The following is a 22,572-nucleotide window of genomic DNA, read 5'->3' as shown; positions in this document are numbered from 1 at the left end:
TATACTTTTAGAGTTGACTTTTTATTTTGACCAGTTCTGCCTTGATGCGCTCAAGCTTTTGGATGATCTCAAAATTTGATAAAGTCTTTTGTCTTTCCTCACGCAAATGGGTTTTAGCACCTTCAAGTGTGAAACCACGCTCCTTAACCAAATGATATATTAGTTGGAGATTTTGAATGTCTTTTGGAGTGAATTTACGATTGCCTTTTGCGTTCTTTTTGGGTTGAATAACATCAAATTCCTTTTCCCAGAACCGAATCAGGGAAGTATTTACGTCAAAAGCCCTGGCGACTTCGCCAATTCCATAATAACGTTTTTCCGGTAATTCTAAATGCATTAATCCAGTGATTGATTTTCCTGATTTGCGTATTTAAGCATGTTTTCAAATTCTTCTGCAGATAAACTTCCGTAATAGAAATTTATAGGATTTATGCGTTCTCCTTCTTTCCATACTTCATAATGCACATGAGGTGCTTCAGATCTGCCCGTGCTTCCAACAAAACCTATAAGGTCTCCCCGCTTTACTTTTTGACGCCTTTTTACATTGTATTTACTTAGATGGCCGTATAGGGTCATATAGCCATATCCATGATCTATGCGAATATGCTTACCGTAACCAGAGGCATTATTATCTACGCGTTTCACGACTCCATCTCCGGACGCATAGACGGGTGTGCCCTTAGGAGCCGTAAAATCCATGCCCCGATGCATTTTTCTTGCTTTAGTAAAAGGGTCTGACCGCCATCCAAATCCGGAAGCCATACGTGTAAGTTCTTCGTTATTTACTGGTTGTATGGCAGGGATGGCCGCCAAAAGTTTTTCTTTTTCCTTAGCCAGTTTGGTTATTTCATCAAGAGACTTAGATTGAATTACCATCTGTTTTTGTATGATATCCATTCGCTCTGTAGTGGAAATAATCATCTCAGAATTATTGAATCCTTCCAGAGATTTGTACCTGTTTACACCTCCAAAACCAGCCTTTCGCTGTTCTTCAGGAATAGGATTGGCCTCAAAATAGAGCCGGTAAATATTGTTATCCCTGTCTTCGATATTCGCGAGGACATACTCCATTTGCTCCATCTTTTTGTTAAGAAGCTCAAATCGCAACTCATAATTCTTGGCTTCCCTTTGTAAAGAGAGTTCTCTTGGCGTATTCAAAATATTGGTATTTAGCAAAAGGATTAAACCAAAAATACCGGATATGACAGAACCTATAGTAAAGAGTGAAATATTCCTGTAGCGCCGAGATTTCTTTGGCTCTATCTTTCTATATGAAAGGGTGTCCGGATCGTAATAATATTTTACCTTAGACATGAATGGATTTTATCCTATTTTTGTGCTTTCGTCTTATCAAAACAAACAAATATAAAAATTGTTTTGGACAAACAGTTAAATTTAATAAAACCTTGCCATTTTAGATGACTTCCGAGGAAATAAGAGCAAAATTTTTAGATTTTTTTAAGGAAAAAAGCCACAAAATTGTCCCTTCTGCACCCATGGTCATCAAGGATGACCCTACCTTGATGTTTACCAATGCCGGAATGAATCAGTTCAAGGAGTTCTTTTTAGGCAATTCAGCCATTAAAAACCCAAGGATTGCAGATACACAAAAGTGCCTTCGAGTTAGTGGTAAACACAACGATCTTGAAGAAGTAGGTAAAGACACTTACCATCATACCATGTTTGAAATGCTTGGAAATTGGAGCTTTGGAGATTATTTCAAAGAAGAAGCCATAAGTTGGGCATGGGAATTCCTTACAAAGGTTTGTAAAATTGATAAGAATAGTCTTTATGTATCTGTATTTGAGGGTAGTTCAGATTCTGATGAACTTGAGATGGACATGGAAGCTTTCAATTTATGGAAAAGTATTGTTCCTGAAGATAGAATTATAAAGGGTGACAAAAAGGATAATTTTTGGGAAATGGGCGAGCAGGGGCCATGCGGCCCTTCTTCGGAAATACATGTAGACATACGTTCCAGAAAAGAAAAGGAAAAAATTGACGGAGCTGCTTTGGTAAATAAGGATCACCCGCAGGTAGTAGAGATTTGGAATCTGGTTTTTATCCAATACAATAGAAGAGCAAATGGTATTCTGGAACCTCTTCCTGAAAAACATGTTGATACCGGAATGGGTTTTGAACGTCTTTGTATGGTTTTACAAGGAGTTCAATCTAATTATGATACTGATGTTTTTACCCCCATCATTCGGGAAATTGAAACAATTACCAATACGAATTATGGAAAGGAAGAAGAGGCAGATATTGCCATAAGGGTTATTGCAGATCATATTCGTGCTGTAGCCTTTTCTATTGCAGATGGTCAATTGCCAAGTAATACGGGAGCAGGTTATGTAATAAGGAGAATATTAAGACGGGCCATCAGGTATGGCTTTACGTTTTTGGATACCAAGAACCCCTTTATGTTTCGTTTAGTAAATGCCCTTATTACCAGCATGGGTGAGGCTTTTCCTGAATTGAAGGAACAACGAAACCTTATAGAAAATGTTATTCGGGAGGAAGAGCACTCCTTTTTAAGAACCCTGGAACAAGGTTTGTTATTACTGGATAGCGTTATTGCAAATACTAATGGCGATACTATAAATGGCAAAAAAGCATTTGAATTGTATGACACTTATGGATTTCCAATTGACTTAACGGCGCTAATTTTAAGTGAAAAAGGATTGAAATTGGACCAAAGCGGTTTTGAATTAGCGATGAAAGAGCAAAAGGCCCGCTCCAAAGCCGCATCTGAAGTTTCAAAAGACGATTGGACAGTTCTTATGGAAGATGCTCAACAGGAGTTTGTCGGCTATGATTTCTTAGAAGCTCAGGTAAAACTGGTAAAGTACAGAAAAGTAGTTTCTAAAAAGGAGGGAAGCCTGTTTCAATTGGTCTTCAATTTAACCCCTTTTTATCCGGAAGGTGGCGGCCAGGTTGGTGATAAAGGTTACCTGGAAGTACCCAATGGGGATGTAGTGTACATTTTAGATACAAAGAAGGAGAATAATGAAATCATACATTTCTCAAAAAACCTACCTAAACATCCAAACGAGGTCCTTAGGGCTGTCGTAGATAAAAAACAAAGAGAACGGACGGCTCGTAATCATACTGCTACCCATTTATTACACCAGGCCCTTAGGGAGATTTTGGGGAATCATGTAGAGCAAAAAGGTTCTGCAGTACATTCAAAATACCTGCGATTTGATTTTTCTCACTTTGCAAAAATGACTACGGAGCAACTCCGCGATGTTGAAAATTTTGTTAATATGAGGATAGATGAACAATTAGCCCTGGAAGAGCAGCGAGCAATACCAATGCAAACGGCACTAAAAGAAGGGGCGATGGCCCTGTTTGGAGAAAAGTATGGAGATGCGGTGCGTACGATAAGATTTGGACAATCTATAGAACTTTGTGGAGGTACACATGTCCTCAACACTGCAGATATATGGCATTTTAAAATTGTGTCCGAAGGTGCGATCGCAGCCGGTATTCGCAGGATAGAAGCCATTACTTCTGACGCGGTTAAGGAATTCTACCATGAAAATAACAGAAAGCTTGATAAGATAAGAAATCTTTTTAAAGGCACTAAAGATCCGGTCAAGGCTGTTGAAAACCTTCAGGAAGAAAATGCAATACTGAAAAAGGAGGTGGAAGGTCTTTTACGATTAAAAGCTAAAAATCTTCAAACATCGTTAATCCAAAAGATTGAGGAAATAAATGGGGTGCAATTCCTGGCACATAAAATAGATTTAAATGCTTCTGGCATAAAGGATCTTTCTTTTGAAATGGGGAAAGACCGGAAAAATCTTTTCCTTTTGCTCGCAACGGAACAGGAGGGGAAAGTGACCTTATCATGCTATATATCTAAAGAACTGGTTGGATCAAGGAATCTGAATGCTGGCTTAATTGTGAGAGAATTAGGGAGATATATAGATGGAGGAGGAGGGGGCCAGCCCTTCTTTGCTACGGCAGGAGGAAAAAACCCGGAAGGTATTCCGATGGCCCTGGAAAAGGTTAAAGAATACCTTAAATAGGAGCCACTTCTAATAAAATCAATCAGAAGAATTGCTGGTTAACTATTAAAAGCTGGTTATAATTTCAAGTTGGAGCATATTGCCGAGTGGCTGTAACCAAAGGAAACTTAAAGGATGAAACTTCAAACAATTATCCCGTTAAATTCAGAGAAAAATCAAATAGATTATCAAAGTACACTTTTTCTTCTGGGTTCTTGTTTTGTTCAAAATATAGGAAGGAAACTAAATTATTATCAATTTCAAACTCTTCAAAACCCTCTTGGCATATTGTTCCACCCAATAGCAATAGAAAACTTAATAATTCGTACAATAGAGGATAAAGCTTATGCGGACGCTGATGTTTTTTATTTTAATGAACGCTGGCACTGTTTTGATTCGCATTCGGACCTGAGTGATCCATCTAAAGAGAACCTACTTAGCAATTTAAATAGTGCTCTTCTTAATACAAGAAATCAGCTAGGTGAGGCCAGTCATATAATAATTACCCTTGGTACTGCCTGGGTATACAAAGATGTTAAAACTCACAAAAGGGTTGCCAACTGCCATAAACTACCACAAAAACAATTTACTAAGGAGTTACTTACAGAAAGTGAAATTGAAGTAAGTTTAAAACGGATACTTTTAAAGCTTAGAAAGGTAAATGAGAATGCTTCGGTAATTTTTACGATTTCCCCTGTAAGGCATTTAAAGGATGGCTTTGTAGAAAATCAACGAAGTAAAGCAAATTTGATTTCTGCCATTGGCAAGATCATGGAATCAGCCTCATCAGATAAAAACCTTTACTATTTTCCGGCATATGAAATTATGCTTGACGAGCTAAGGGATTATAGATTTTATGCCGAAGATATGGTGCATCCTAATAATCTGGCAATTGACTATATCTGGAAAAAATTCAAAAGTGTCTGGATTTCTGAGAAGGCAGACTCAGTAATGAAAGTAGTTCAGGAAATTCAGAAAGGATTAGCCCACAGACCTTTTAACGAGCAGGCAGAGCAGTATCAATTATTTTTGAAGTCGCTGGAAGAGAAAATTTCGCATCTAAAAAAGGCGTACCCATTTATGAAGTTTGATATATGAAGCGAATTTTAGTAGGAATAGTAATAGCAATGGCCATGATTTTGATTTATCAATCCTGGAACAAAGGCAAAGAGGAAAAATCTATTTTAAAGGAGAATAGTTCACTTATTCAACAGCAGATTAATAATGTTTCCAAGATAATAGTCACCGAAGGTCACTTTTCCGAGGTATACAGTTATAAAGATTCCCAACAGTTATTTGGTCCATATTTTACTGCAGATAAGAAAGCTTTAGTAGTGGTGAATGCAGAAGTTACTGTTGCTTATGATCTAAATGAGATTAATTTTGAAGTAGACGAAGCTACCAAAACCCTTAAGATTATGAATATTCCTGAACCGGAGATTAAAATTAATCCGGATTTTGAGTATTATGATGTGACCGCAGATTATTTTAATCAGTTTAGCGCCGAAGATTATAATAAGATCAAGAATAATGTAAAGGCTTCCCTATTAAAGAAAGTTAATGCTTCTACTCTGCAAAAGAATGCTGAAAACAGGTTAATAAGCGAACTCTCTAAGTTTTATATTCTCACCAATTCTTTGGGATGGAGGCTTTCCTATAATAATGAAATTGTTAAAGAAGATATTTTCGAAATTTATTCTTCCAACTGATTTTATTAGAACCAAAAGTTTATTTCTTAATCAAATTGTTCAATTGACCATCAACTACTGATATTCCGTCATCTATTAAATGACCCACTTTGGGATTATTAAGTTTAACTGTCTCTAGATGGGTATGGATTTGTTGTGCAAATCCGTGATCGTTATTATTTTTGGCCAATTCGTAGAGTTCAATAGGTAAAAGCCAGTCATTGGGGTACTTCTCACGTATTTCTTTAAATACCTTGTTTCTTGATATTGTGGTATTACTACCCTCACGATAGTCTCGTATCTGCTTATAATACTGCTCCAGTTTTTTACGAGCTTCAGATTTTATTGGTTTTATCGTTTCTGAGGACACTTCATGAGTTACTAAATTGAAACTGCTGAGGTCCGCAGGTCCATTGAAAGCTGATATTACACGCTCTCCCACAGCCATATGATATAAACCCGATTCAGGCTTAAAAAGTACTTCTTTACCATGTGATACTGTACAGTTCCGGAACGTTATCAGAATAATTTTACCCATAAGATTTCGGGTACCGGTAATAATATCTCCCTTTACCTTAATGTCTCCTTCAAATTCAAGTGAGATTGTTTCACCTTCGTAGATGTTATATGCTTTCAGATCTCGCGGACTCATATCTTCTATGGCCAGATTTATCCCTTTTAGTTTTCCAATAGGAGACCCAAAACCATCGCCATGATCTTGTCTGCTATGGCCAACCAGCTCCTTTTCCCTGGAAGACAATGCAGTCTCACCATGGGTCTGAAGATATACTGGTTTACCGTCATTTGAGATTACGTTGCTGAATATTCCAGATATCTGTATACCAGTGCTCAGCTCTACTGTCCCCAGTTCTTTAGCATTGATTAATTTAGTTACCCCCATAAGCCCCCCTTTTCTTAATGACATGGTATTGGCAAATTCTTCAAGTACCTGACTCAGAAAGGCAAAGTCAGGAGTAACAAAGAGCTGGGGCTGTGGTTTTGTAATATCAAATGAAGTATGTGCTGCCTCTATGCTATAAGGTATTTTTTTAACTTCATCCGTCATACACCAGGCACTTTCACCGATAGAAGACAAAAGTCCCGCACCATAAATTTTTGGTTCTTCTACGGTTCCAATTAGGCCGTACTCAACAGTCCACCAATGTAAATTTCTAATTAGGGCCATTTCACTGGGCTCACCCATATTTAGCTGTAATTCTTCGATATGTTTCTCGGCCTTCTCAATATCAACCAGGGGAGTACCTGCAGCTTCTTTTATTATGGAGAGATATCTTACGGCCTCATAAAGTTCATAATCCTTTGCGCTGGAAATGGCTTTAGAGCCTATTTCGCCAAACCTTCTCAAATATTCTGCATATTCCGGATTTGCTATGATTGGTGCATGACCAGCTCCTTCATGGATAATATCGGGTGCAGGGGTATATTCAATATGCTCAAGTTGTCTTATATCTGAAGCAATAACAAGCACATTATAGGCCTGGAATTCCATAAAGGCTGCCGGAGGAATAAATCCATCTACGGCAACTGCAGCCCATCCAATTTCTTTTAAAATGCGATTCATCCCGTACATGTTGGGAATGTGATCTATAGAAATTCCAGTTTTATTCAGACCCTCTACATATGATTTATGGGCTACAGTACTTAGATAGTCCACATTTTTACGCATAACATAACGCCAGACAGCCTGGTCAATAGCAGAATAATCCTCGTAGTTCTGAGGTTTAATATATTGTTTAAGATGAGTGGGAAGTTTATCTAAAATAGTGTTACTTTCAAAAGACATAGCGGTTCATTAATGCCTTATAAAGATACAAAAAACCGCCCGAAGCGGGCGGCTATAAATTTAATTCGCTGCAATAGCCTCCGGTGGATACTGTTGCAATATTTGTGATACAAATTTGCGAATACGTTTCTCTTTCTTTTCTATATTTTTTGTGCTATTAAGGGTGCCAACACCTCTACCCTGCCAAACTAGTTCTTTTTTTGCGGTATCTATTAAATCAATATATAATGAACCTTCAGTTCTTGTGCTAACGTTATTGCCGTAATAACCGGGCCCCCAAAAATAAGGATTGTAATAACCAGGCCAGCCCCAACCCCATCCAGGGCCCCAACCCCAGCCATAACCCCAGGCTGGGCTATAAACATCTACTTCTACTCTTTCATTGGTAAAAATACTTATAAGTAGGTCAGGTTGATCAGACTTAACAAAACCAAGGGAATCCATTTCCGTTTCAATGGCCCTTAGGATTCGTTTCTTGTCCAGATCAGAAATCTGAGCCCTGTCTATTCCGGTTTTGTAAAACGCATAGCTTTTATATTCCTTAAAATCGGTTTGCCTATCGTAATCCGATATAACATTTACCGAGGCACAAGAACTTAAGAAGAGAATGAAAAGTACAGGTACAGCAATTATTTTTATCTTTTTCATAATAATATTATTTGGGTTCGTCAACCATTATGGGCAAAAAGATTGGCACAAATATCATGCCAAATGCGCAGTTAAATTACTGCATATTTGTCTTTGCATTATACCCATAAGGACAATGCCTGCAGCTGCTCTCACAGCAATATCCGCGCTTAAGATGATATTCCTTTGTGAAAACACGATAACCTTCTTCGGACAAGTAAAAATCACCTTCTTCCGCCGGTAATATCTTTTTCATAGGTGTAAAATTACGGGATTATTGTTAATAAAATATTACACGATAATTCAAATCCCGATAAAATACCTCAGATCCTATTGATATCAACTTAACGAATATGTTGGTAAGCTCTACTGATTTATGAGTTAAAGTAAAATTTAACAATTATATTTGTTGAAATTTTTTATACAATTGCCTATGATTGTGATAATTAGACAATTTTTTTACAAGAATTATGTAGGCCTGTCTCTGTGGCCGTTTATTATTCTAAAGAATGTTCATTTAAAACAAGATTCTATTTTAATTAATCACGAAAGGATTCATTTACAGCAACAACAGGAACTTCTTATTTTTCCTTTTTATTTCCTATATATTTCCGAATGGTTGCTTAGAACGTTGCTTTATGTTGACAGCTATAAAGCATATCAAAATATTAGTTTTGAACGGGAGGCCTATCAGAATGAAATAAATATGGCGTACCTTACAGAAAGAAAACGTTTTAGCTTTATTAAATATCTTTGGAGCCATTAAGCCCTGAAGTTGTGTTGGTCACTAATCAAAAGATATCCCTTCCTCTCTTAAAGAAAAAGAAAGTAGAACTTTACATAAAACGTGAGGATCTGATTCATCCTCAAATTTCAGGTAATAAATATCGTAAACTTAAGTACAATCTACTCAAGGCAAAGGAATTGAAGCATGATACCCTGTTAACTTTCGGGGGGGCTTACTCAAATCATATTGCAGCAACCGCCTACGCCGGAAAGGTGAACAAGATGCAGACTATAGGAGTGATTAGGGGAGAGGAAGTCGCTGATTTATGGTCAAATAATCCAACCTTGTCTGCCGCCCACAAACATGGAATGAAATTTAAATTTGTCTCCAGAGCAGACTATAGGAAAAAGGAAATTACCGGATTTTTAGATAACTTAAAGGCGGAATTCGGAAATTTCTATATGGTTCCGGAAGGAGGGACAAACAAATTAGCTGTTAAGGGTTGTGAGGAGATTCTAACCCCAAAAGACTCGGAATTTGATGTAATCTGTTGTTCAGTTGGAACAGGAGGTACTTTGGCAGGAATAATTAATAGTGCTACCCCCAACCAACATGTATTAGGTTTTCCTGCTCTTAAAGGCGACTTTTTAAAGAAAGATATTTGTAAATTTGTTGAAAATGGGAACTGGGAATTATGTACAGATTACCATTTTGGGGGCTATGCCAGGGTTAATGAATCATTAGTATCATTTATAAATGAAATGAATCAAAACCTCGGAATACTCCTTGATCCGGTATATACTGGGAAAATGATATACGGTATATTAGACATGATTGCTAACGATTATTTTAAACCCAGGACTAAAATATTAACTATTCATACCGGTGGATTGCAAGGAATAGCAGGAATGAATTTATATTTGAAAAGCAAAAATTTACCCATAATCGATATATGAAACACGCTACGCTGGCAGTTGTTTTGGTTTTTTTACTTCTAAGTTGTGGAACTAAAAAAAGAACTACCAATACTAAGAAAGCATCATCTCAGGTTGTTAAGTCCAACAAGTCCGGAAAAGATCACACTAAGTATCCAATGCCTGAAGATTCGGGAAAATTTATACGCTATTCCACCTCATCTATAGAAGAATATTTAGTTACCTATTCAGAAATAGCCCAATTTGAAATGAAGGCCTATGGAATACCGGCCAGTATTACTTTGGCTCAAGGGATTTTGGAAAGCGGCTATGGAATGGGGGCACTTACCTTAAAAACTAATAATCATTTTGGTATTAAATGTCACAACAGTTGGGATGGGGAGTTTGAAAATCACGATGATGATGAAAAAGGCGAGTGTTTTAGAAAATACAATCATCCTATGTATTCATTTCGTGATCATAGTATTTTTCTTTCATCCAGGGCGCGCTATGCTTCCCTTTTTGATTTGAGGAGAGATGATTATAAGGGATGGGCAAAAGGGCTTAAGAAAGCGGGCTATGCTACGGATAATAAGTATCCCCAAAAATTGATTTCCTTTATTGAACGGTATCAGCTCTATAAATACGACATGGAAGTTTTGTCCCAGGGATATCTGGTACAGGCAGAACCTAAAAAATATAATTACAAAAAGCATGTTGTCCAAAAAGGAGACACCTTATATTCTATATCCAGAACCTATTTTATTTCCGTCGATGAGTTGATGAAACTCAACGATATGAACTCTAGTAACTTGTCTGTCGGACAGGAACTGAGGATTAAATCGGAAAGAGTAAAATAAACTTATATGATTTATCAGAGAAGTAGCGCCTTATTTGCTGAGGCTAAGAAATATATTCCCGGTGGTGTAAATTCTCCGGTCCGCGCTTTTAATGCAGTGGGAGGTGATCCTGTTTTTGTTGAAAGGGCCAAAGGAGCTTATTTATACGATGTGGATGGAAATAAGTTAATTGACTATATCTCTTCCTGGGGTCCCCTGATTTTGGGGCATGCTTATGAACCTGTGATTAACGCAGTTATTAATAAAGCCAGGCTTGGTACTTCTTTTGGAATGCCTACCGAAATAGAGACAGATCTTGCTAAATTGGCAGTTTCTATGGTTCCCAATATTGATAAGATTAGATTTGTAAATAGCGGAACAGAAGCTTGTATGAGTGCCATTCGTCTGGCCCGTGGATTTACAGGAAAAGATAAGATTATAAAATTTGCCGGATGTTATCACGGGCATTCGGATTCCTTTCTAATTCAGGCCGGAAGTGGTGCCGTAACATTTGGTAGTCCTAATAGCCCCGGAGTGACCAAAGGTACCGCTAAGGATACCTTATTGGCAGAATATAATAACCTGGAAAGTGTGATTACGCTGATTGCAGCCAACAAGGGTGAAATTGCCGCTGTTATTATAGAGCCCATAGCTGGTAATATGGGTTGTATTGTTCCGTCAGATTCTTTTATGGACGGACTTAGAAAGATCTGTACTGAGGAAAATATTCTTTTGGTATTTGATGAAGTGATGACGGGGTTCCGGCTAGGTCGTGGTGGGGCACAAGAAGCCTTAGGAATAGATGCTGATATTGTTACTTATGGAAAGGTAATTGGGGGAGGTCTTCCTGTAGGAGCATTTGCTTCGAGGAATGAAATTATGGCTCATCTTGCTCCCGAGGGACCTGTTTATCAGGCGGGGACTCTTAGCGGAAATCCTTTGGCCATGAGTGCCGGACTTGCTATGCTTACAGAGTTAAATAATCGGCCCGAGATATTTGATAGCCTTGATCAAAAGACCGCTTATCTTCATAAAGGCCTGTCTTCTGTATTAACAGAACATGGCATTCTTCATCAAATTAATCGTTTTGGTTCGATGATTTCGGTTCATTTTACTGAAAATCCGGTGATAGATTTTAGCAGTTCTGCTAAAGGTAACAATGAGATATTCCGCAAGTATTTTCACGGAATGTTAGAGCAGGGAATATATCTGCCACCGAGTGCCTTTGAAAGCTATTTCTTAAATGATGCTATTAGCTATGAGGATTTGGATAGTACAATTGAAGCCTTAAAGAAGGTTGCTCCTGATTTGGTATAAAAGCCGTATTAATAAAGAAACGGAATATAGAATAGTTATACTTTATTCTAAACCCCGTTTTCCTTAAGATTCAAGACTTATTTGCCATGCCTCCTGCCGGAGTCATGTTCTCTTTTGCCGTCTTTTTTATGATTTCTGCCATGATGATGTATGCGTTCCCATTTTTGGAATTGCTCTTCTGACAGAATTTGTTTCATTTTGCCTTTTTGGGCAATCATCCTATCCAATCGTTCATTTTGAAATTCAAAACGTTCATCCGTACTCGGTTTAAATTGTTCTGATTTTTCATTTTTCGCCTTCCGTTTCAACATTAAGGCCTCGCGTTCTATGGCATTTTCCAAATTTATCTTTTGGATTTCCATCTGTTGAGCGTCACTTAAATCCAAAGCCAAAGTCATCTTCTTTGTCTTAAGTATGGCTATTTGTTCCGGAGTCATATCTTTCATGCCCCTTTGTTCAGAATCGAAATGCTGGCCTCTTTGAGAATAACCCAACATTCCAATTAATAATACAGTTGTTACTAATACTTTTTTCATGTGTTTATGTTTTTGTTATATGTCTTAGATTATTATTTCTTCATTTGGTTTAAGCCACATCGGGATATTATAAATATTTTAACACTACGGAGAATTAGTTTAAGTGGATCCTGTACTGAATGTTTTAAAGCCTAATTAATTAAAAACAAAAAGGGCCCGGTTTTAACCGAACCCTTTTATTTGGGAATGATATATGGATTTGTTTTACTAATTAAAATCTTCTAATTGAATTGGGAATGCTGGTTTTAAATTTTCATCAGTAATTTCTACAACTTCCACTGATGTATATTCTTGTGGATGATTTTGATTGCTGTCTAAAGCATAGTAAGTAAATGCAGATAATACAAAACAAACAAAATAGAGCAGACTTTTAATTTTATAAGACATAATAATGGGGGTTTATGTTCATCACTAAAGTATAACCAAAAATGAGCCTGGTAGAATGTATGTTGTGAATATCTCTTTTATTAGGGTTAAAAACGCAAAATATGTGGTTTACATCATTTCTGACCAGATTTTAAGTAAAAGCACTTTACATTTAATAGCTTAAATAAGGTAACTCACCGAGCACTATTAGCGTAACGGCGGCGGATTTAGTATTTGATCTATTCGCTCTATTACATCCTGTAAATGATATTTACTCATGTTATCGGAAGTTCTGGGGATGTCATTACTTTGGATACCTATAGCAAATATTGCCAATAAAAGTTGTGGGAGAATTTAGTTTGCCATTTAATGGTGTTGTGGTAATGTTACGATTTGGCCTAAGAATTCAAAAAAAAAATAGTCGAAACTAATGTTAATTAAATCATATATATATTTTTTTACACAGTAGAAGTATGAGAATATAACTATCAGATAAACAGAAATATAAACATAAAAAGTGCATCAGTAACCAATGTTAACAATTTTAGTTTTGCTGTTAAACAAACGCTAAAAGTGTAACAAATTAATTTTTCGACCGTCTTATATTTAAACAACGATAAACAATTAACAAATTATAAAATGAATAAATTATTAATATTAAGTGGATTGGTAATGCTGGGCACAACCACCACACCGCAAGAGAATATATTAACTTCAAATTGTATCACATCGGAAGATAGCATTCATGTAAGTATGGAAGATGTAAGTAGTCATAAATTACTTGTTATGGAGACTGAAACCGTATGGAAAGCGCCTAAACTTGTAAGCAGAATTTCAGTAAAAGCTCCAGAAGATTTAAAACTGTCTGAAATTGCATTTATTGAAGAAGAGCCTTCTATAGATTTGGGATTTGACACAGCTGAGTATTTACCTGAAGGCTTTGATCCTTATAGTGTTTATTTTGATGTAAATTCTATTGTTTTCATAAATGATGAAATGACAGATCTGGGTTTTGATACGGAGGAGTATTTACCAACAAATTTTAATGCATATGCGAATCCCAACAGTATAGATGGAATTAACTATATAGAAGAAGAAATTGTTGACCTGGGATTTGATACAACAAAATATCTTCCAGAAGATTTTGATCCCTATGAATTCTATTTTGATCTGGATTCCGTAGAGTATATAGAAGATGAAGAAGAATTAGATTTTGATTTTAGTACTGAGGATTATTTGCCAGCTGGATTTGATCCTTTGTCAAGATAATAAGAGGATAGAAAATCTTATTTCTATCGAATTATTGGGTTAGTCACCGTAAAAGCCTTTGTTCAACAAAGGCTTTTTTTATTGGCTTACCTTCATTTAAGTTCCTTTTACTATGCCTAATGGTAAATTAACAAAAATTTAACTCAAAATATCTGAATATAGAATTGCTAAAAACTGTAATTGGTAAGGCTGGTCTTGATAAATTTTGTGGTGCTCTTTTGAAATGTTCTTAAGTTTTATCACCGGAAACTGAGAAATTCGTTTTTAAGGCCAGATTAATCAATTGTTAATAGTATAAGAAGAGCAATAATAAGCGTGTTTCCCTGTTTATCTTTGCTATAATATTAACCTATTAGCGTTATGAAAAAACTAAAAACAATAATAAGTAGCTTTTTGATAGTAGCATCTATCAATGGTATAAATGCTCAGAATCCAAATGATGATAATCATTTTGATGTTAACAGCATTGTGTACATAGAAGACGAAGATTTTGATCTTGGTTTCAATACGTCAGAATACCTTCCGGAAGATTTCGATCCTTATAAATATTATTTTGATCTGAATTCCATTTCTTATGTGGAGGATGTTTATGTTTATATTGATAATGAAAGGAATTTACCAAGACATTTTGATGTATTTGCAAATCCGTCGGATTTTCGAAATGTGAGTTACATTGATCCAATGGACGAAATGGAATTGGAGTTCGAAACTGAACAATACTTACCAGTGGACTTTAATCCTTATGCAAGAACTTTATCAATAAATAATAATCCCTTGTTTTAATTAGAACAGTAGAAAATTAAAAAGCCCTGATCATTGTATCGGGGCTTTTTTTATTAAAATAGAATTGGGATTATATATTGGAAAACTAAGATCAATAAGACAACAGCGATAAGGTTTAAAATAATTCCAACTTTTGCCATCTGGTGAACCTTAATATAACCACTGGCAAAAACAATTGCATTTGGAGGGGTGGCCATTGGCAGCATAAATGCACAACTACTGGCAATTGTCACCGGGATCAACAGGTATACTATTGGTATGTCCAAGCCAATCGCAATTCCAGCGACCACTGGGGCTAAAACGGCAACTAGTGCAACATTACTCATCAATTCGGTCATAAATAACATAAGAATTATGAGAAGCGAAGCCGTAAACAAAATACTTATCTCACTGGTAGCAATAGCGTTGGAGACAATATCTACAATACCGCTTACAGACATTCCCTTTGCAAGGGCCAGCCCACCTCCGAAGAGAATGAGAATGCCCCAGGCTAATTTTTGAGTGTCATTCCACTTGATAATAAAATCACCTTTTCTGATATTATAGGGAACAGCAAAAAGAGAAATTGCAGCCAACATGCTAATTATAGTATCTGAAAGTCCTAAACCTGGGAAAATTTTGTTTATCAGGGTTCTGAAAATCCATAGAAATACTGTAATCCCGAAAATGACCAAGACCATTTTTTCCTTTCCTGAAGTAGGCCCTAATTCTTTTAATTCTGAGTTTATTACATCCTTTGATGCCTTGAATTGAAGTTGTCTGTTTGGAAACATCCATTTTACCAGAACCAGGTAAGATATGATTAATAGTATTATAGAGAGAGGAAGACCTAGCGTCATCCATTTTAGAAAGGAGATCTCTATGTTATATTCATTTTCTAATAGCCCAATCATTACAGAGTTGGGGGGAGTTCCAATAATGGTGGCAATACCTCCTGCATTTGCAGAAAAGGCTATGCCAAGCATAACGCTAAGCGCAAAATTTTGATCATTTTTAGTATACCCGTCTTTGTCATTAATCAGTAAACCAATTACAGACATGGCTATGGGGAGCATAACTACGGTACTGGCAGTATTACTTATCCACATGCTTAGTGAAGCCGTTGCAATCATAAAACCCAGGACCACTTTATTGGCGGTAGTGCCTGTTATTTTAATGATGTTGAGGGCTATTCGTTTATGGAGGTTTACCTTTTCTAACGCCAATGCCAAAACAAACCCTCCGAAAAACAAGAAAATTATTGGACTTCCATAATTGGCACCCACATCTGTTATTGGCATTATTTTCATAACAGGGAAAAGTACAAGCGGTAGAAGTGCTGTTACTGAAATGGAAACGGCTTCAGTAATCCACCAAATAACCATCCATAAAGCAACGGCAATAACACTATTAGCACTTTCATTTTCGGGAATAAAGTTTGGTAAATTTGTAAAAATGAAGAAAAGAAGCGGACCGGATATAAGTCCGAGTTTCTTGTTAAAGCCCATTTAGAGTATTTTAGGCTCTAAACTATACCTTTTACTTTAGTTTTAAAAATAAAAGGGAGCAAGCTTGCTCCCTTTTAAATTAGCTGTAAAATGCTATTCATTCAAATTAATAGGATTCAGATTGGTATCTGTTAAGCCGTATAACAATTTTACCTCTCCTTCTGTATCAAATCCGGCAATAAAAAATAGATTGCCATTGATGTTCAGTATTTCGGGTAGATAATTTCCCGGATAATTAAGTGCTTTAATTTGACTTCCATTATTGTCAAATTTTCTTAAATTCTCATCGCTTGATATTACAAAGGAATCTCCTAAGGACACCATAGCCTGATTATTCTTTGTTCCTTCAAAATAGGAAGATAAGATCTTGGTGCCTGTTGCATTAGCCATAGTGAGTTCGCCATTTGCATACATCGCGATATTGCCATTAGAAAGCTGTTCTAAGTGATAACTTCCGTTCAGGTCATTAGCGGAACTGATTTTGGAATCCAATAAAGAATCCTCATATATAACATGGGAAGTTACATTTAGACCGGAGTCAAAGAAGATTAACAAGGGTTTATAGTTTGTTATTTTCGGATTAGTATCATTTTTACTGAAAACTGCTCCAAAAGCGATAAAACCGTTTTCAACTTCAATCATGTCACCTATCATGGAATCTGCATCTCCAAATGAATTAAGGACCACAGCGAATGCATCACCTGAGGAATTCCTTGTTTCAACAGCCGTTTTGTAGATACCACTATCTTCTTCTGTACCAAAGTAAAAGAAGTTTGTACCGTTTGCCAGGAAACCATAACTGTGTTTGCTAGATGAATTAATCCCATTCATAAAGTTAAAGACATTGTTAAAGGTAAGTTCCTGAGTTCCATAAAGGCCATCCAAGGTTCTTGAAAATACAAAATTCATATTTCCACTCGGATAAAAATTAACAAAAGCGCTATTTGAATTAAAAGGTTTATCGGCCAAATAATGTGAGGCCGGCATATAATTTTCATCTAATTCCCTGTAATAAAATTTGGCGCCACCAGTCCCTACCAGGTCTTCCAAAAGTTCAATAGAATAGATTAATCCATTTACCGGATTTACACCGGTTTCCATGGGAATTCCATTAAACCCGTCTGCTATCTCAGGAAAAATAAAAAAGTCTTGCACCACGGCATCATTCACCAGAATTTGTCGTGAAGTTGTTTTCGTTTCCATAACTTCATTGGAAACCGTTAAGGCAATGGTGTAATCTCCTGGCTTTCCGTAAACTACAGTAGGGTTTTCTTCAGAACGTGTTTCTCCGTTACCAAGATTATAGGAGTATGCAATGGCTCCTACAGAGCAATTGTTTATTTGCAGGTTTTCGCCTACCATAAGGATCTCTTTACTCACTTCAAAACATGCCTCTAATGTTGAGTTAGGATCAGGGTCAGAAGGAGATGCGTCCTTAGAACAGGAAGTGGAAAATGCTGCTAAAATGATCAGAAAGTAGATTTTCTTCATAAAAACAGATTTGGGATTCTATTTATAAACGAAAATACCGACCTCTTTATTTCAAATTTTAACACTCATTCGATGAAATGCACAGGACTTAAAATACTGATAATGAATAGAATAAAAAAAATGAAGCATTTTTTTAATCATTTACCTGGCAAAGCAGGGTCCCCTCTTCTTTTACCACTTTGGTTAACCCCAATTTGTTAAGACCTTTAAGACCTTTATCCCAAGCCTTATTACTTAATCCGGCAGCTTCTTTAAGGTCGGCCAGAGGCATGGATTTATGGGTTTTTAAGATGTTAAAAATCGATTTTTCATTTTCATTTAATTCAAGAGGCTTTTTCTCGGGCCGCATTTGAGGAAAGAACAAAACTTCCTGAATAGAGGCATTATTTGTTAACAACATCACCAGGCGGTCTACACCTATACCAATCCCCGAAGTAGGGGGCATTCCGTATTCCAGGGCCCTGATAAAATCCTGATCAATAAACATTGCTTCATCATCGCCTTTTTCCGACAATTTTAACTGTTCTTCAAAGCGTTCAAGCTGATCAATAGGATCATTTAGCTCTGAGTAAGCGTTGGCAATTTCCTTCCCGTTAATCATAAGTTCAAACCGCTCTGTTAAGGCCGGATTCGTCCTGTGTTCCTTAGTAAGCGGACTCATTTCTTTTGGGTAATCTATAATGAAAGTCGGTTGAATGTAGTGATGCTCACATTTTTCACCAAAAATCTCATCAATGAGCTTGCCAACCCCCATACTTTCGTCTGCTTCTATATTTAGTTTTATAGCCACTTCTCGCAGCGTTTTTTCATCCATCCCGGCAACTTCGTAACCCGTATGCTCCTTAATGGCTTCAAGGATTGGGGTTCGTGGATAGGGCGCCTTAAAATCGATCTCCTTATCTCCCATGGTTACCTTCGTGGAGCCATTGGCATCTATAGCCACTTTTTCCAGCAACTGTTCCGTAGTATCCATCATCCAATTGTAATCCTTATAAGCTACATAGAGCTCCATAATCGTAAATTCGGGATTATGTGTGCGATCCATCCCTTCATTTCTGAAATCCTTAGAAAACTCATATACTCCGTCAAAACCACCCACTATGAGTCGCTTTAGATAAAGTTCATTAGCTATTCTGAGGTAAAGGGGTATATCCAGCGCATTATGGTGCGTTATAAAGGGCCTTGCAGCCGCTCCTCCGGGTATGGGCTGTAAAACGGGGGTTTCTACTTCTAAATATCCTTTATCATTTAAAAACTCACGTATACTATTTGTTATTTTGGTTCGCTTTATGAAAGTGTCTTTAACAGAAGGATTAACTGCCAGATCTACATAACGTTGGCGATAACGTTGCTCCGGATCGTTAAACTCATCATAAACATTGCCTTCTGCATCTTTTTTTGGAAGTGGTAATGGTCTTAAGGCTTTACTTAGGATAGTAAAATCTTTAACCATAACGGTTTTCTCCCCGACCTGTGTGATAAAAAGTTCTCCTTCTATTCCAATGATATCGCCAATATCGAGAAGCTTTTTATAAACCTCATTGTATTTGATCTTATCATCACCACGACAAATTTCATCCCGGTTAAAGTAGACTTGAATACGCCCTTCACTATCCTGTAATTCGGCGAAGGAAGCTTTTCCCTGGATCCTTCGGGACATCAATCTCCCCGCAATTACAACCTTTTTTCCTTCTTCATAGTTGTTGGAAATGCTCACAGAAGTGGCATCTACAGGGAATAAGGCTGCAGGATAGGGATTTATCCCCATTTCCCGAAGCTTATTTAGTTTTTCTCTACGTACGATTTCTTGCTCAGAAAGTTGCATAAACTGGTCGTTAAAGCTGCAAATATAGGTACAATGCGCTAATCTATCAATCCAATATTTTCAATCTATTGTGAAATAGGTTTTCTCATATTAAACTAATTCAATATCATGATAAAAATCATAGATTACTTACCCAATCTTCTCTTCTTTTGATCTTTATTTCTAAGGATCATTTATTGTATAGGGAATCATGATGGTTTTTGAAGTTTCTCAATACTTTAAGAAGAAAAAACAGCAAATACATTAACTATAGTTTTTATATAAAATACTTAAAAAATGAAAAAAATCGTATTAATTATTATTGCCTCAGTAGGTTTCGCATTACATTCTAGTAGCCAGGAAATATCACCATATATTGAGATTGGCAAATCTAATAACAGTATTCAGCAGGTATCTGAAGATATATTGGCTGCACTTAAAGAAAATTCATTTGAGATTTTGGGCTCTTACCATCCTGCGAATAGGAGTTCTTTAAAAGTGATTGCATTTACACGTAGTGATTTAAAAAATACAGTTATAAAAGTTGCAGACAGAGGTGCTCTTGCATCAGTCTTTAAGGTAGGCCTGGTGCAAAAAGACGGTGAGGTGACCATATCGTATACAAATCCTGATTACATCTTAAGAGCTTACCTAAGAGACAATTATAACTCATACCAAAGTATTTTTGAAAAATTCAGTACAGATTTAAAAACAACTTTTTCCGCTATTGGTAATGATTTTGTCCCATTTGGTGGAACTGTAGAGGCCGATAAACTTAAAAAATATCATTATAAAATAATGATGCCTTATTTCACAGATCCCGTTACCCTCAATGAATTTTCTTCATTTGAAGAAGGACTTAGGGTAATTGAAGGTAATCTTAAGGCTAAAAAAGGGGAAACATTGCAGGTCTATAAGATTATTTACAGTAACGAAAAGGTTGCATTATTTGGTGTGGGTTTAAAAAGTAAAGAAGATGGCGAATCCCATTTTTTACCTAAAATAGGAATGGATAATGCAGCTGCAATGCCTTATGAAATTATATTGCAGGGTAAGGAGGCAACCATGCTACATGGTAAATATAGAATTGCCTTACATTGGCCCGACTTGACCATGGGTACATTTATGAAAATAATGAGTACCCCTGGTGATATTGAGGACACCCTTGAAGGTCTTTGTAAAATGTCAGAATCTGATAAAAATTCTTTATAATTTCATAGTAATAGTCTTTAGAGTTGTTTAGTTTTAATTGTTTATTTGGGCCCTGCTAACGCGGGGCCTATTGTTTAATAATTATAATTTTCTTTAAAAATTTCATCCTGTTTGCTGTAACAAAACACAAATTATTACGTCCAATAAAAGTACACCTGTCCCACAATAGGGCCGGGGTAATCATTAAACCTGAACTATGAGCTTTTGGAGAGTGTTACTGGCAATTATTTTTCCGCCTTTATCGGTCATTGGTAAAGGTTGCGGATCTTTTCTTATTGTTCTGCTTTTAACCTTTTGTGGGTGGGTTCCCGGAGTAATAGCAGCCCTTGTAATCCTGAACAATCCCAGCTGAAGTTTGTATCTTTGCCTGTAATGAATAAAAAGGTTGCCGTACAGGATTTAGGCCTAAAGGACTATAAAGAAACCTGGGACTACCAGGAATTGTTGTTTCAGCAAACTGTTGATCTTAAAATAAAAAACAGGCGGGAGGAAACACTTCTGGCAACGCCTAATCACTTCCTGTTTGTTGAACATCCGCATGTATATACGTTGGGAAAGAGTGGGGATATGTCTAACCTGTTGGTAGATGAAAAACAACTTTCTGCAAGGGGCGCAAAATTCTACAAGATAAACAGGGGCGGAGATATCACCTACCACGGACCCGGTCAAATTGTAGGCTATCCGATATTGGATCTTGACAACTTTTTCACGGATATCCATAAATACCTGCGTTTTCTTGAAGAGATGGTGATCCTTACCCTGTCTGAATATGGCTTAAAAGCGGAACGCTCAAATGGGGAAACCGGGGTATGGTTAGATGTGGGGACTCCCTTTGCCAGAAAGATTTGCGCCATGGGTGTTCGTGCGAGTCGCTGGGTAACTATGCATGGCTTTGCTCTGAATGTAAATGCAAATTTGGGTTATTTTGATCTGATGATTCCCTGCGGGATTAAAGGAAAAGCGGTCACTTCCTTGAATGTGGAATTGGGTAAAAAAGAAGTACCCATGGTTGAAGTTAAGCAAAAACTACTAAAGCATTTTGCAGAGCTATTCGGGGCACATATTATCAAGGAAAAAACCGAAGTCTAAGCCCCGATTTTAGCTTTGAAATATTAATTACTGAGTGCGGTTGGTTAGTACGGTGCTTGTCATAAGCTTTCCGTTTTTATTAAAACTTTCCTGCTTTACCATGCCCACATCTTTAGCTAGCCACAGTCGTGAAGGAAAATTTTGATTAACCATCATCATTTTAGACTGGTTTTCACTATAAATCACGTAGCAATCAAAAGTACCAGCAGGTGTCGTAACGGATTCCTGTTTTTCAACTTTTCTGTTAACCATATCCATCGTAGAATTCATATTCATACCGCTCATGCTTATCTTCATAATAATATTGGCATCCGGCAATTCCTGTCCGACTTCCAGGTCATTTGGAAGTTCAATATCCGTCCCGGAAACTTCCATCTCCATATCATCAAATTGCTGAAGCATTTGATTAGACATTAAGGATTCATAATCTATGGTAACTATGTTGCCTGTACATGAATAGGTAAATTCAGAAGTAAAGGCTTCCTTTCCCTTGTCATCCATATAGGTCATAACCATAGTTGCAGAAGAGGTACTGCCCTCATCTATTACATTGGTAACTGTGTAACTTATAGTCCCCTGATTTTTGCCCTTGCCATTATAGGAAGT

General features: G+C 36.8%; 22 protein-coding genes. 11 read left to right on the top strand and 11 right to left on the bottom strand.

Annotated features, from left to right (window positions below; translation table 11 throughout):
• Window positions 1-7: 7 nt before the first annotated feature.
• A complete protein-coding gene (locus Q0X66_RS07720; protein ID WP_297704936.1) occupies window positions 8-337 on the bottom strand; it encodes a MerR family transcriptional regulator in 330 nt (109 codons plus the stop codon).
• A complete protein-coding gene (locus tag Q0X66_RS07715; protein WP_297704934.1) occupies window positions 337-1,314 on the bottom strand; it encodes a M23 family metallopeptidase in 978 nt (325 codons plus the stop codon). Before Q0X66_RS07715 ends, Q0X66_RS07720 begins: the two co-directional genes overlap by 1 nt.
• Before the next feature lie 104 nt (window positions 1,315-1,418).
• Between Q0X66_RS07715 and alaS the strand changes: the two genes are divergently transcribed.
• The 3 genes from alaS to Q0X66_RS07700 all read left to right on the top strand — a co-directional run bounded on the left by alaS (window position 1,419) and on the right by Q0X66_RS07700 (window position 5,722).
• Window positions 1,419-4,034 carry an alanine--tRNA ligase gene (alaS, locus tag Q0X66_RS07710; RefSeq protein ID WP_297704932.1) on the top strand — a complete coding sequence of 872 codons (2,616 nt, stop codon included), beginning with the start codon at window positions 1,419-1,421 and terminating at the stop codon, window positions 4,032-4,034.
• 114 nt (window positions 4,035-4,148) lie between these two features.
• Window positions 4,149-5,111 carry a GSCFA domain-containing protein gene (locus Q0X66_RS07705; RefSeq protein ID WP_297704930.1) on the top strand — a complete coding sequence of 321 codons (963 nt, stop codon included), beginning with the start codon at window positions 4,149-4,151 and terminating at the stop codon, window positions 5,109-5,111.
• Window positions 5,108-5,722 carry a DUF4230 domain-containing protein gene (locus Q0X66_RS07700; RefSeq protein WP_297704928.1) on the top strand — a complete coding sequence of 205 codons (615 nt, stop codon included), beginning with the start codon at window positions 5,108-5,110 and terminating at the stop codon, window positions 5,720-5,722. The genes Q0X66_RS07705 and Q0X66_RS07700 overlap by 4 nt, the downstream gene beginning before the upstream one ends.
• A 19-nt stretch (window positions 5,723-5,741) precedes the next feature.
• Here the strand turns inward: Q0X66_RS07700 and Q0X66_RS07695 are convergent, their stop codons facing one another.
• From Q0X66_RS07695 to Q0X66_RS07685, 3 genes are all read right to left on the bottom strand, one after another.
• Window positions 5,742-7,505 (bottom strand): aromatic amino acid hydroxylase, encoded by a 1,764-nt coding sequence (locus Q0X66_RS07695; protein ID WP_297704926.1) that lies wholly within the window; start codon window positions 7,503-7,505, stop codon window positions 5,742-5,744.
• Window positions 7,506-7,565: 60 nt separating this feature from the next.
• Entirely contained in the window at window positions 7,566-8,153 is a 588-nt protein-coding gene (locus tag Q0X66_RS07690) for a DUF4136 domain-containing protein (protein WP_297704924.1), read from the bottom strand.
• Between the two features lie 76 nt (window positions 8,154-8,229).
• On the bottom strand, window positions 8,230-8,388 hold the full coding sequence (locus tag Q0X66_RS07685; protein ID WP_297704922.1) for a DUF5522 domain-containing protein: 159 nt from the start codon (window positions 8,386-8,388) through the stop codon (window positions 8,230-8,232).
• A 497-nt stretch (window positions 8,389-8,885) separates the two neighbouring features.
• Between Q0X66_RS07685 and Q0X66_RS07675 the strand changes: the two genes are divergently transcribed.
• The 3 genes from Q0X66_RS07675 to hemL are packed head-to-tail and all read left to right on the top strand — an operon-like array spanning window position 8,886 to window position 11,929.
• Window positions 8,886-9,815 (top strand): 1-aminocyclopropane-1-carboxylate deaminase/D-cysteine desulfhydrase, encoded by a 930-nt coding sequence (locus Q0X66_RS07675; protein ID WP_297704918.1) that lies wholly within the window; start codon window positions 8,886-8,888, stop codon window positions 9,813-9,815.
• Entirely contained in the window at window positions 9,812-10,633 is an 822-nt protein-coding gene (locus Q0X66_RS07670) for a glucosaminidase domain-containing protein (RefSeq protein WP_297704916.1), read from the top strand. The genes Q0X66_RS07675 and Q0X66_RS07670 overlap by 4 nt, the downstream gene beginning before the upstream one ends.
• A 6-nt stretch (window positions 10,634-10,639) precedes the next feature.
• Window positions 10,640-11,929, top strand: a complete 1,290-nt coding sequence (hemL, locus tag Q0X66_RS07665; protein WP_297704914.1) for a glutamate-1-semialdehyde 2,1-aminomutase — start codon at window positions 10,640-10,642, stop codon at window positions 11,927-11,929.
• A gap of 77 nt (window positions 11,930-12,006) precedes the next feature.
• On the opposite strand, the gene Q0X66_RS07660 is transcribed toward hemL, so the two are convergent.
• Window positions 12,007-12,465: a hypothetical protein gene (locus Q0X66_RS07660; protein ID WP_297704912.1), complete on the bottom strand. Its 459-nt coding sequence runs from the start codon at window positions 12,463-12,465 to the stop codon at window positions 12,007-12,009.
• Between the two features lie 207 nt (window positions 12,466-12,672).
• On the bottom strand, window positions 12,673-12,852 hold the full coding sequence (locus Q0X66_RS07655; protein WP_297704910.1) for a hypothetical protein: 180 nt from the start codon (window positions 12,850-12,852) through the stop codon (window positions 12,673-12,675).
• A gap of 618 nt (window positions 12,853-13,470) precedes the next feature.
• Here Q0X66_RS07655 and Q0X66_RS07650 point away from each other — a divergent pair.
• Window positions 13,471-14,100: a hypothetical protein gene (locus tag Q0X66_RS07650; RefSeq protein WP_297704908.1), complete on the top strand. Its 630-nt coding sequence runs from the start codon at window positions 13,471-13,473 to the stop codon at window positions 14,098-14,100.
• A gap of 360 nt (window positions 14,101-14,460) precedes the next feature.
• Window positions 14,461-14,883, top strand: coding sequence for a hypothetical protein (locus Q0X66_RS07645; RefSeq protein ID WP_297704906.1), 423 nt, complete (start codon window positions 14,461-14,463; stop codon window positions 14,881-14,883).
• Window positions 14,884-14,936: 53 nt separating this feature from the next.
• Here the strand turns inward: Q0X66_RS07645 and Q0X66_RS07640 are convergent, their stop codons facing one another.
• The 3 genes from Q0X66_RS07640 to lysS form a co-directional block, all read right to left on the bottom strand.
• Window positions 14,937-16,370: a DASS family sodium-coupled anion symporter gene (locus Q0X66_RS07640; protein WP_297704904.1), complete on the bottom strand. Its 1,434-nt coding sequence runs from the start codon at window positions 16,368-16,370 to the stop codon at window positions 14,937-14,939.
• 93 nt (window positions 16,371-16,463) lie between these two features.
• Window positions 16,464-17,861 (bottom strand): PKD domain-containing protein, encoded by a 1,398-nt coding sequence (locus Q0X66_RS07635; RefSeq protein ID WP_297704903.1) that lies wholly within the window; start codon window positions 17,859-17,861, stop codon window positions 16,464-16,466.
• Window positions 17,862-17,994: 133 nt separating this feature from the next.
• Window positions 17,995-19,686: a lysine--tRNA ligase gene (lysS, locus tag Q0X66_RS07630; protein WP_297704901.1), complete on the bottom strand. Its 1,692-nt coding sequence runs from the start codon at window positions 19,684-19,686 to the stop codon at window positions 17,995-17,997.
• A 276-nt stretch (window positions 19,687-19,962) separates the two neighbouring features.
• On the opposite strand from lysS, the gene Q0X66_RS07625 reads away from it, so the two are divergent.
• The 3 genes from Q0X66_RS07625 to lipB all read left to right on the top strand — a co-directional run bounded on the left by Q0X66_RS07625 (window position 19,963) and on the right by lipB (window position 21,966).
• On the top strand, window positions 19,963-20,877 hold the full coding sequence (locus tag Q0X66_RS07625; protein WP_297704899.1) for a hypothetical protein: 915 nt from the start codon (window positions 19,963-19,965) through the stop codon (window positions 20,875-20,877).
• 196 nt (window positions 20,878-21,073) lie between these two features.
• Window positions 21,074-21,229, top strand: coding sequence for a YqaE/Pmp3 family membrane protein (locus Q0X66_RS07620; protein ID WP_083930693.1), 156 nt, complete (start codon window positions 21,074-21,076; stop codon window positions 21,227-21,229).
• 20 nt (window positions 21,230-21,249) lie between these two features.
• Window positions 21,250-21,966, top strand: coding sequence for a lipoyl(octanoyl) transferase LipB (gene lipB / locus Q0X66_RS07615; protein ID WP_297704895.1), 717 nt, complete (start codon window positions 21,250-21,252; stop codon window positions 21,964-21,966).
• Window positions 21,967-21,993: 27 nt separating this feature from the next.
• Here lipB and Q0X66_RS07610 read toward each other — a convergent pair.
• A partial coding sequence (locus Q0X66_RS07610; RefSeq protein ID WP_297704893.1) for a hypothetical protein occupies window positions 21,994-22,572 on the bottom strand: 579 nt, incomplete at its 5' end.

The sequence above is a fragment of the uncultured Eudoraea sp. genome, from assembly GCF_947260015.1.
Lineage (GTDB): Bacteria > Bacteroidota > Bacteroidia > Flavobacteriales > Flavobacteriaceae > Eudoraea.
The sequence above is the reverse complement of the archived record's forward strand: the minus strand, read 5'-3'. Positions and strand labels throughout refer to the sequence as shown.

Coding starts and splice junctions, on each gene's coding strand:
- Q0X66_RS07670 (WP_297704916.1), top strand. CDS start 9,812: ATGAAACACGCTACGCTGGCAGTTGTTTTGGTTTTTTTACTTCTAAGT.
- Q0X66_RS07645 (WP_297704906.1), top strand. CDS start 14,461: ATGAAAAAACTAAAAACAATAATAAGTAGCTTTTTGATAGTAGCATCT.
- alaS (WP_297704932.1), top strand. CDS start 1,419: ATGACTTCCGAGGAAATAAGAGCAAAATTTTTAGATTTTTTTAAGGAA.
- lipB (WP_297704895.1), top strand. CDS start 21,250: ATGAATAAAAAGGTTGCCGTACAGGATTTAGGCCTAAAGGACTATAAA.
- Q0X66_RS07690 (WP_297704924.1), bottom strand. CDS start 8,153: ATGAAAAAGATAAAAATAATTGCTGTACCTGTACTTTTCATTCTCTTC.
- Q0X66_RS07660 (WP_297704912.1), bottom strand. CDS start 12,465: ATGAAAAAAGTATTAGTAACAACTGTATTATTAATTGGAATGTTGGGT.
- hemL (WP_297704914.1), top strand. CDS start 10,640: ATGATTTATCAGAGAAGTAGCGCCTTATTTGCTGAGGCTAAGAAATAT.
- Q0X66_RS07625 (WP_297704899.1), top strand. CDS start 19,963: ATGAAAAAAATCGTATTAATTATTATTGCCTCAGTAGGTTTCGCATTA.
- Q0X66_RS07655 (WP_297704910.1), bottom strand. CDS start 12,852: ATGTCTTATAAAATTAAAAGTCTGCTCTATTTTGTTTGTTTTGTATTA.
- Q0X66_RS07650 (WP_297704908.1), top strand. CDS start 13,471: ATGAATAAATTATTAATATTAAGTGGATTGGTAATGCTGGGCACAACC.
- Q0X66_RS07700 (WP_297704928.1), top strand. CDS start 5,108: ATGAAGCGAATTTTAGTAGGAATAGTAATAGCAATGGCCATGATTTTG.
- Q0X66_RS07695 (WP_297704926.1), bottom strand. CDS start 7,505: ATGTCTTTTGAAAGTAACACTATTTTAGATAAACTTCCCACTCATCTT.
- Q0X66_RS07720 (WP_297704936.1), bottom strand. CDS start 337: ATGCATTTAGAATTACCGGAAAAACGTTATTATGGAATTGGCGAAGTC.
- Q0X66_RS07685 (WP_297704922.1), bottom strand. CDS start 8,388: ATGAAAAAGATATTACCGGCGGAAGAAGGTGATTTTTACTTGTCCGAA.
- Q0X66_RS07620 (WP_083930693.1), top strand. CDS start 21,074: ATGAGCTTTTGGAGAGTGTTACTGGCAATTATTTTTCCGCCTTTATCG.
- Q0X66_RS07705 (WP_297704930.1), top strand. CDS start 4,149: ATGAAACTTCAAACAATTATCCCGTTAAATTCAGAGAAAAATCAAATA.
- Q0X66_RS07715 (WP_297704934.1), bottom strand. CDS start 1,314: ATGTCTAAGGTAAAATATTATTACGATCCGGACACCCTTTCATATAGA.
- Q0X66_RS07640 (WP_297704904.1), bottom strand. CDS start 16,370: ATGGGCTTTAACAAGAAACTCGGACTTATATCCGGTCCGCTTCTTTTC.
- Q0X66_RS07635 (WP_297704903.1), bottom strand. CDS start 17,861: ATGAAGAAAATCTACTTTCTGATCATTTTAGCAGCATTTTCCACTTCC.
- lysS (WP_297704901.1), bottom strand. CDS start 19,686: ATGCAACTTTCTGAGCAAGAAATCGTACGTAGAGAAAAACTAAATAAG.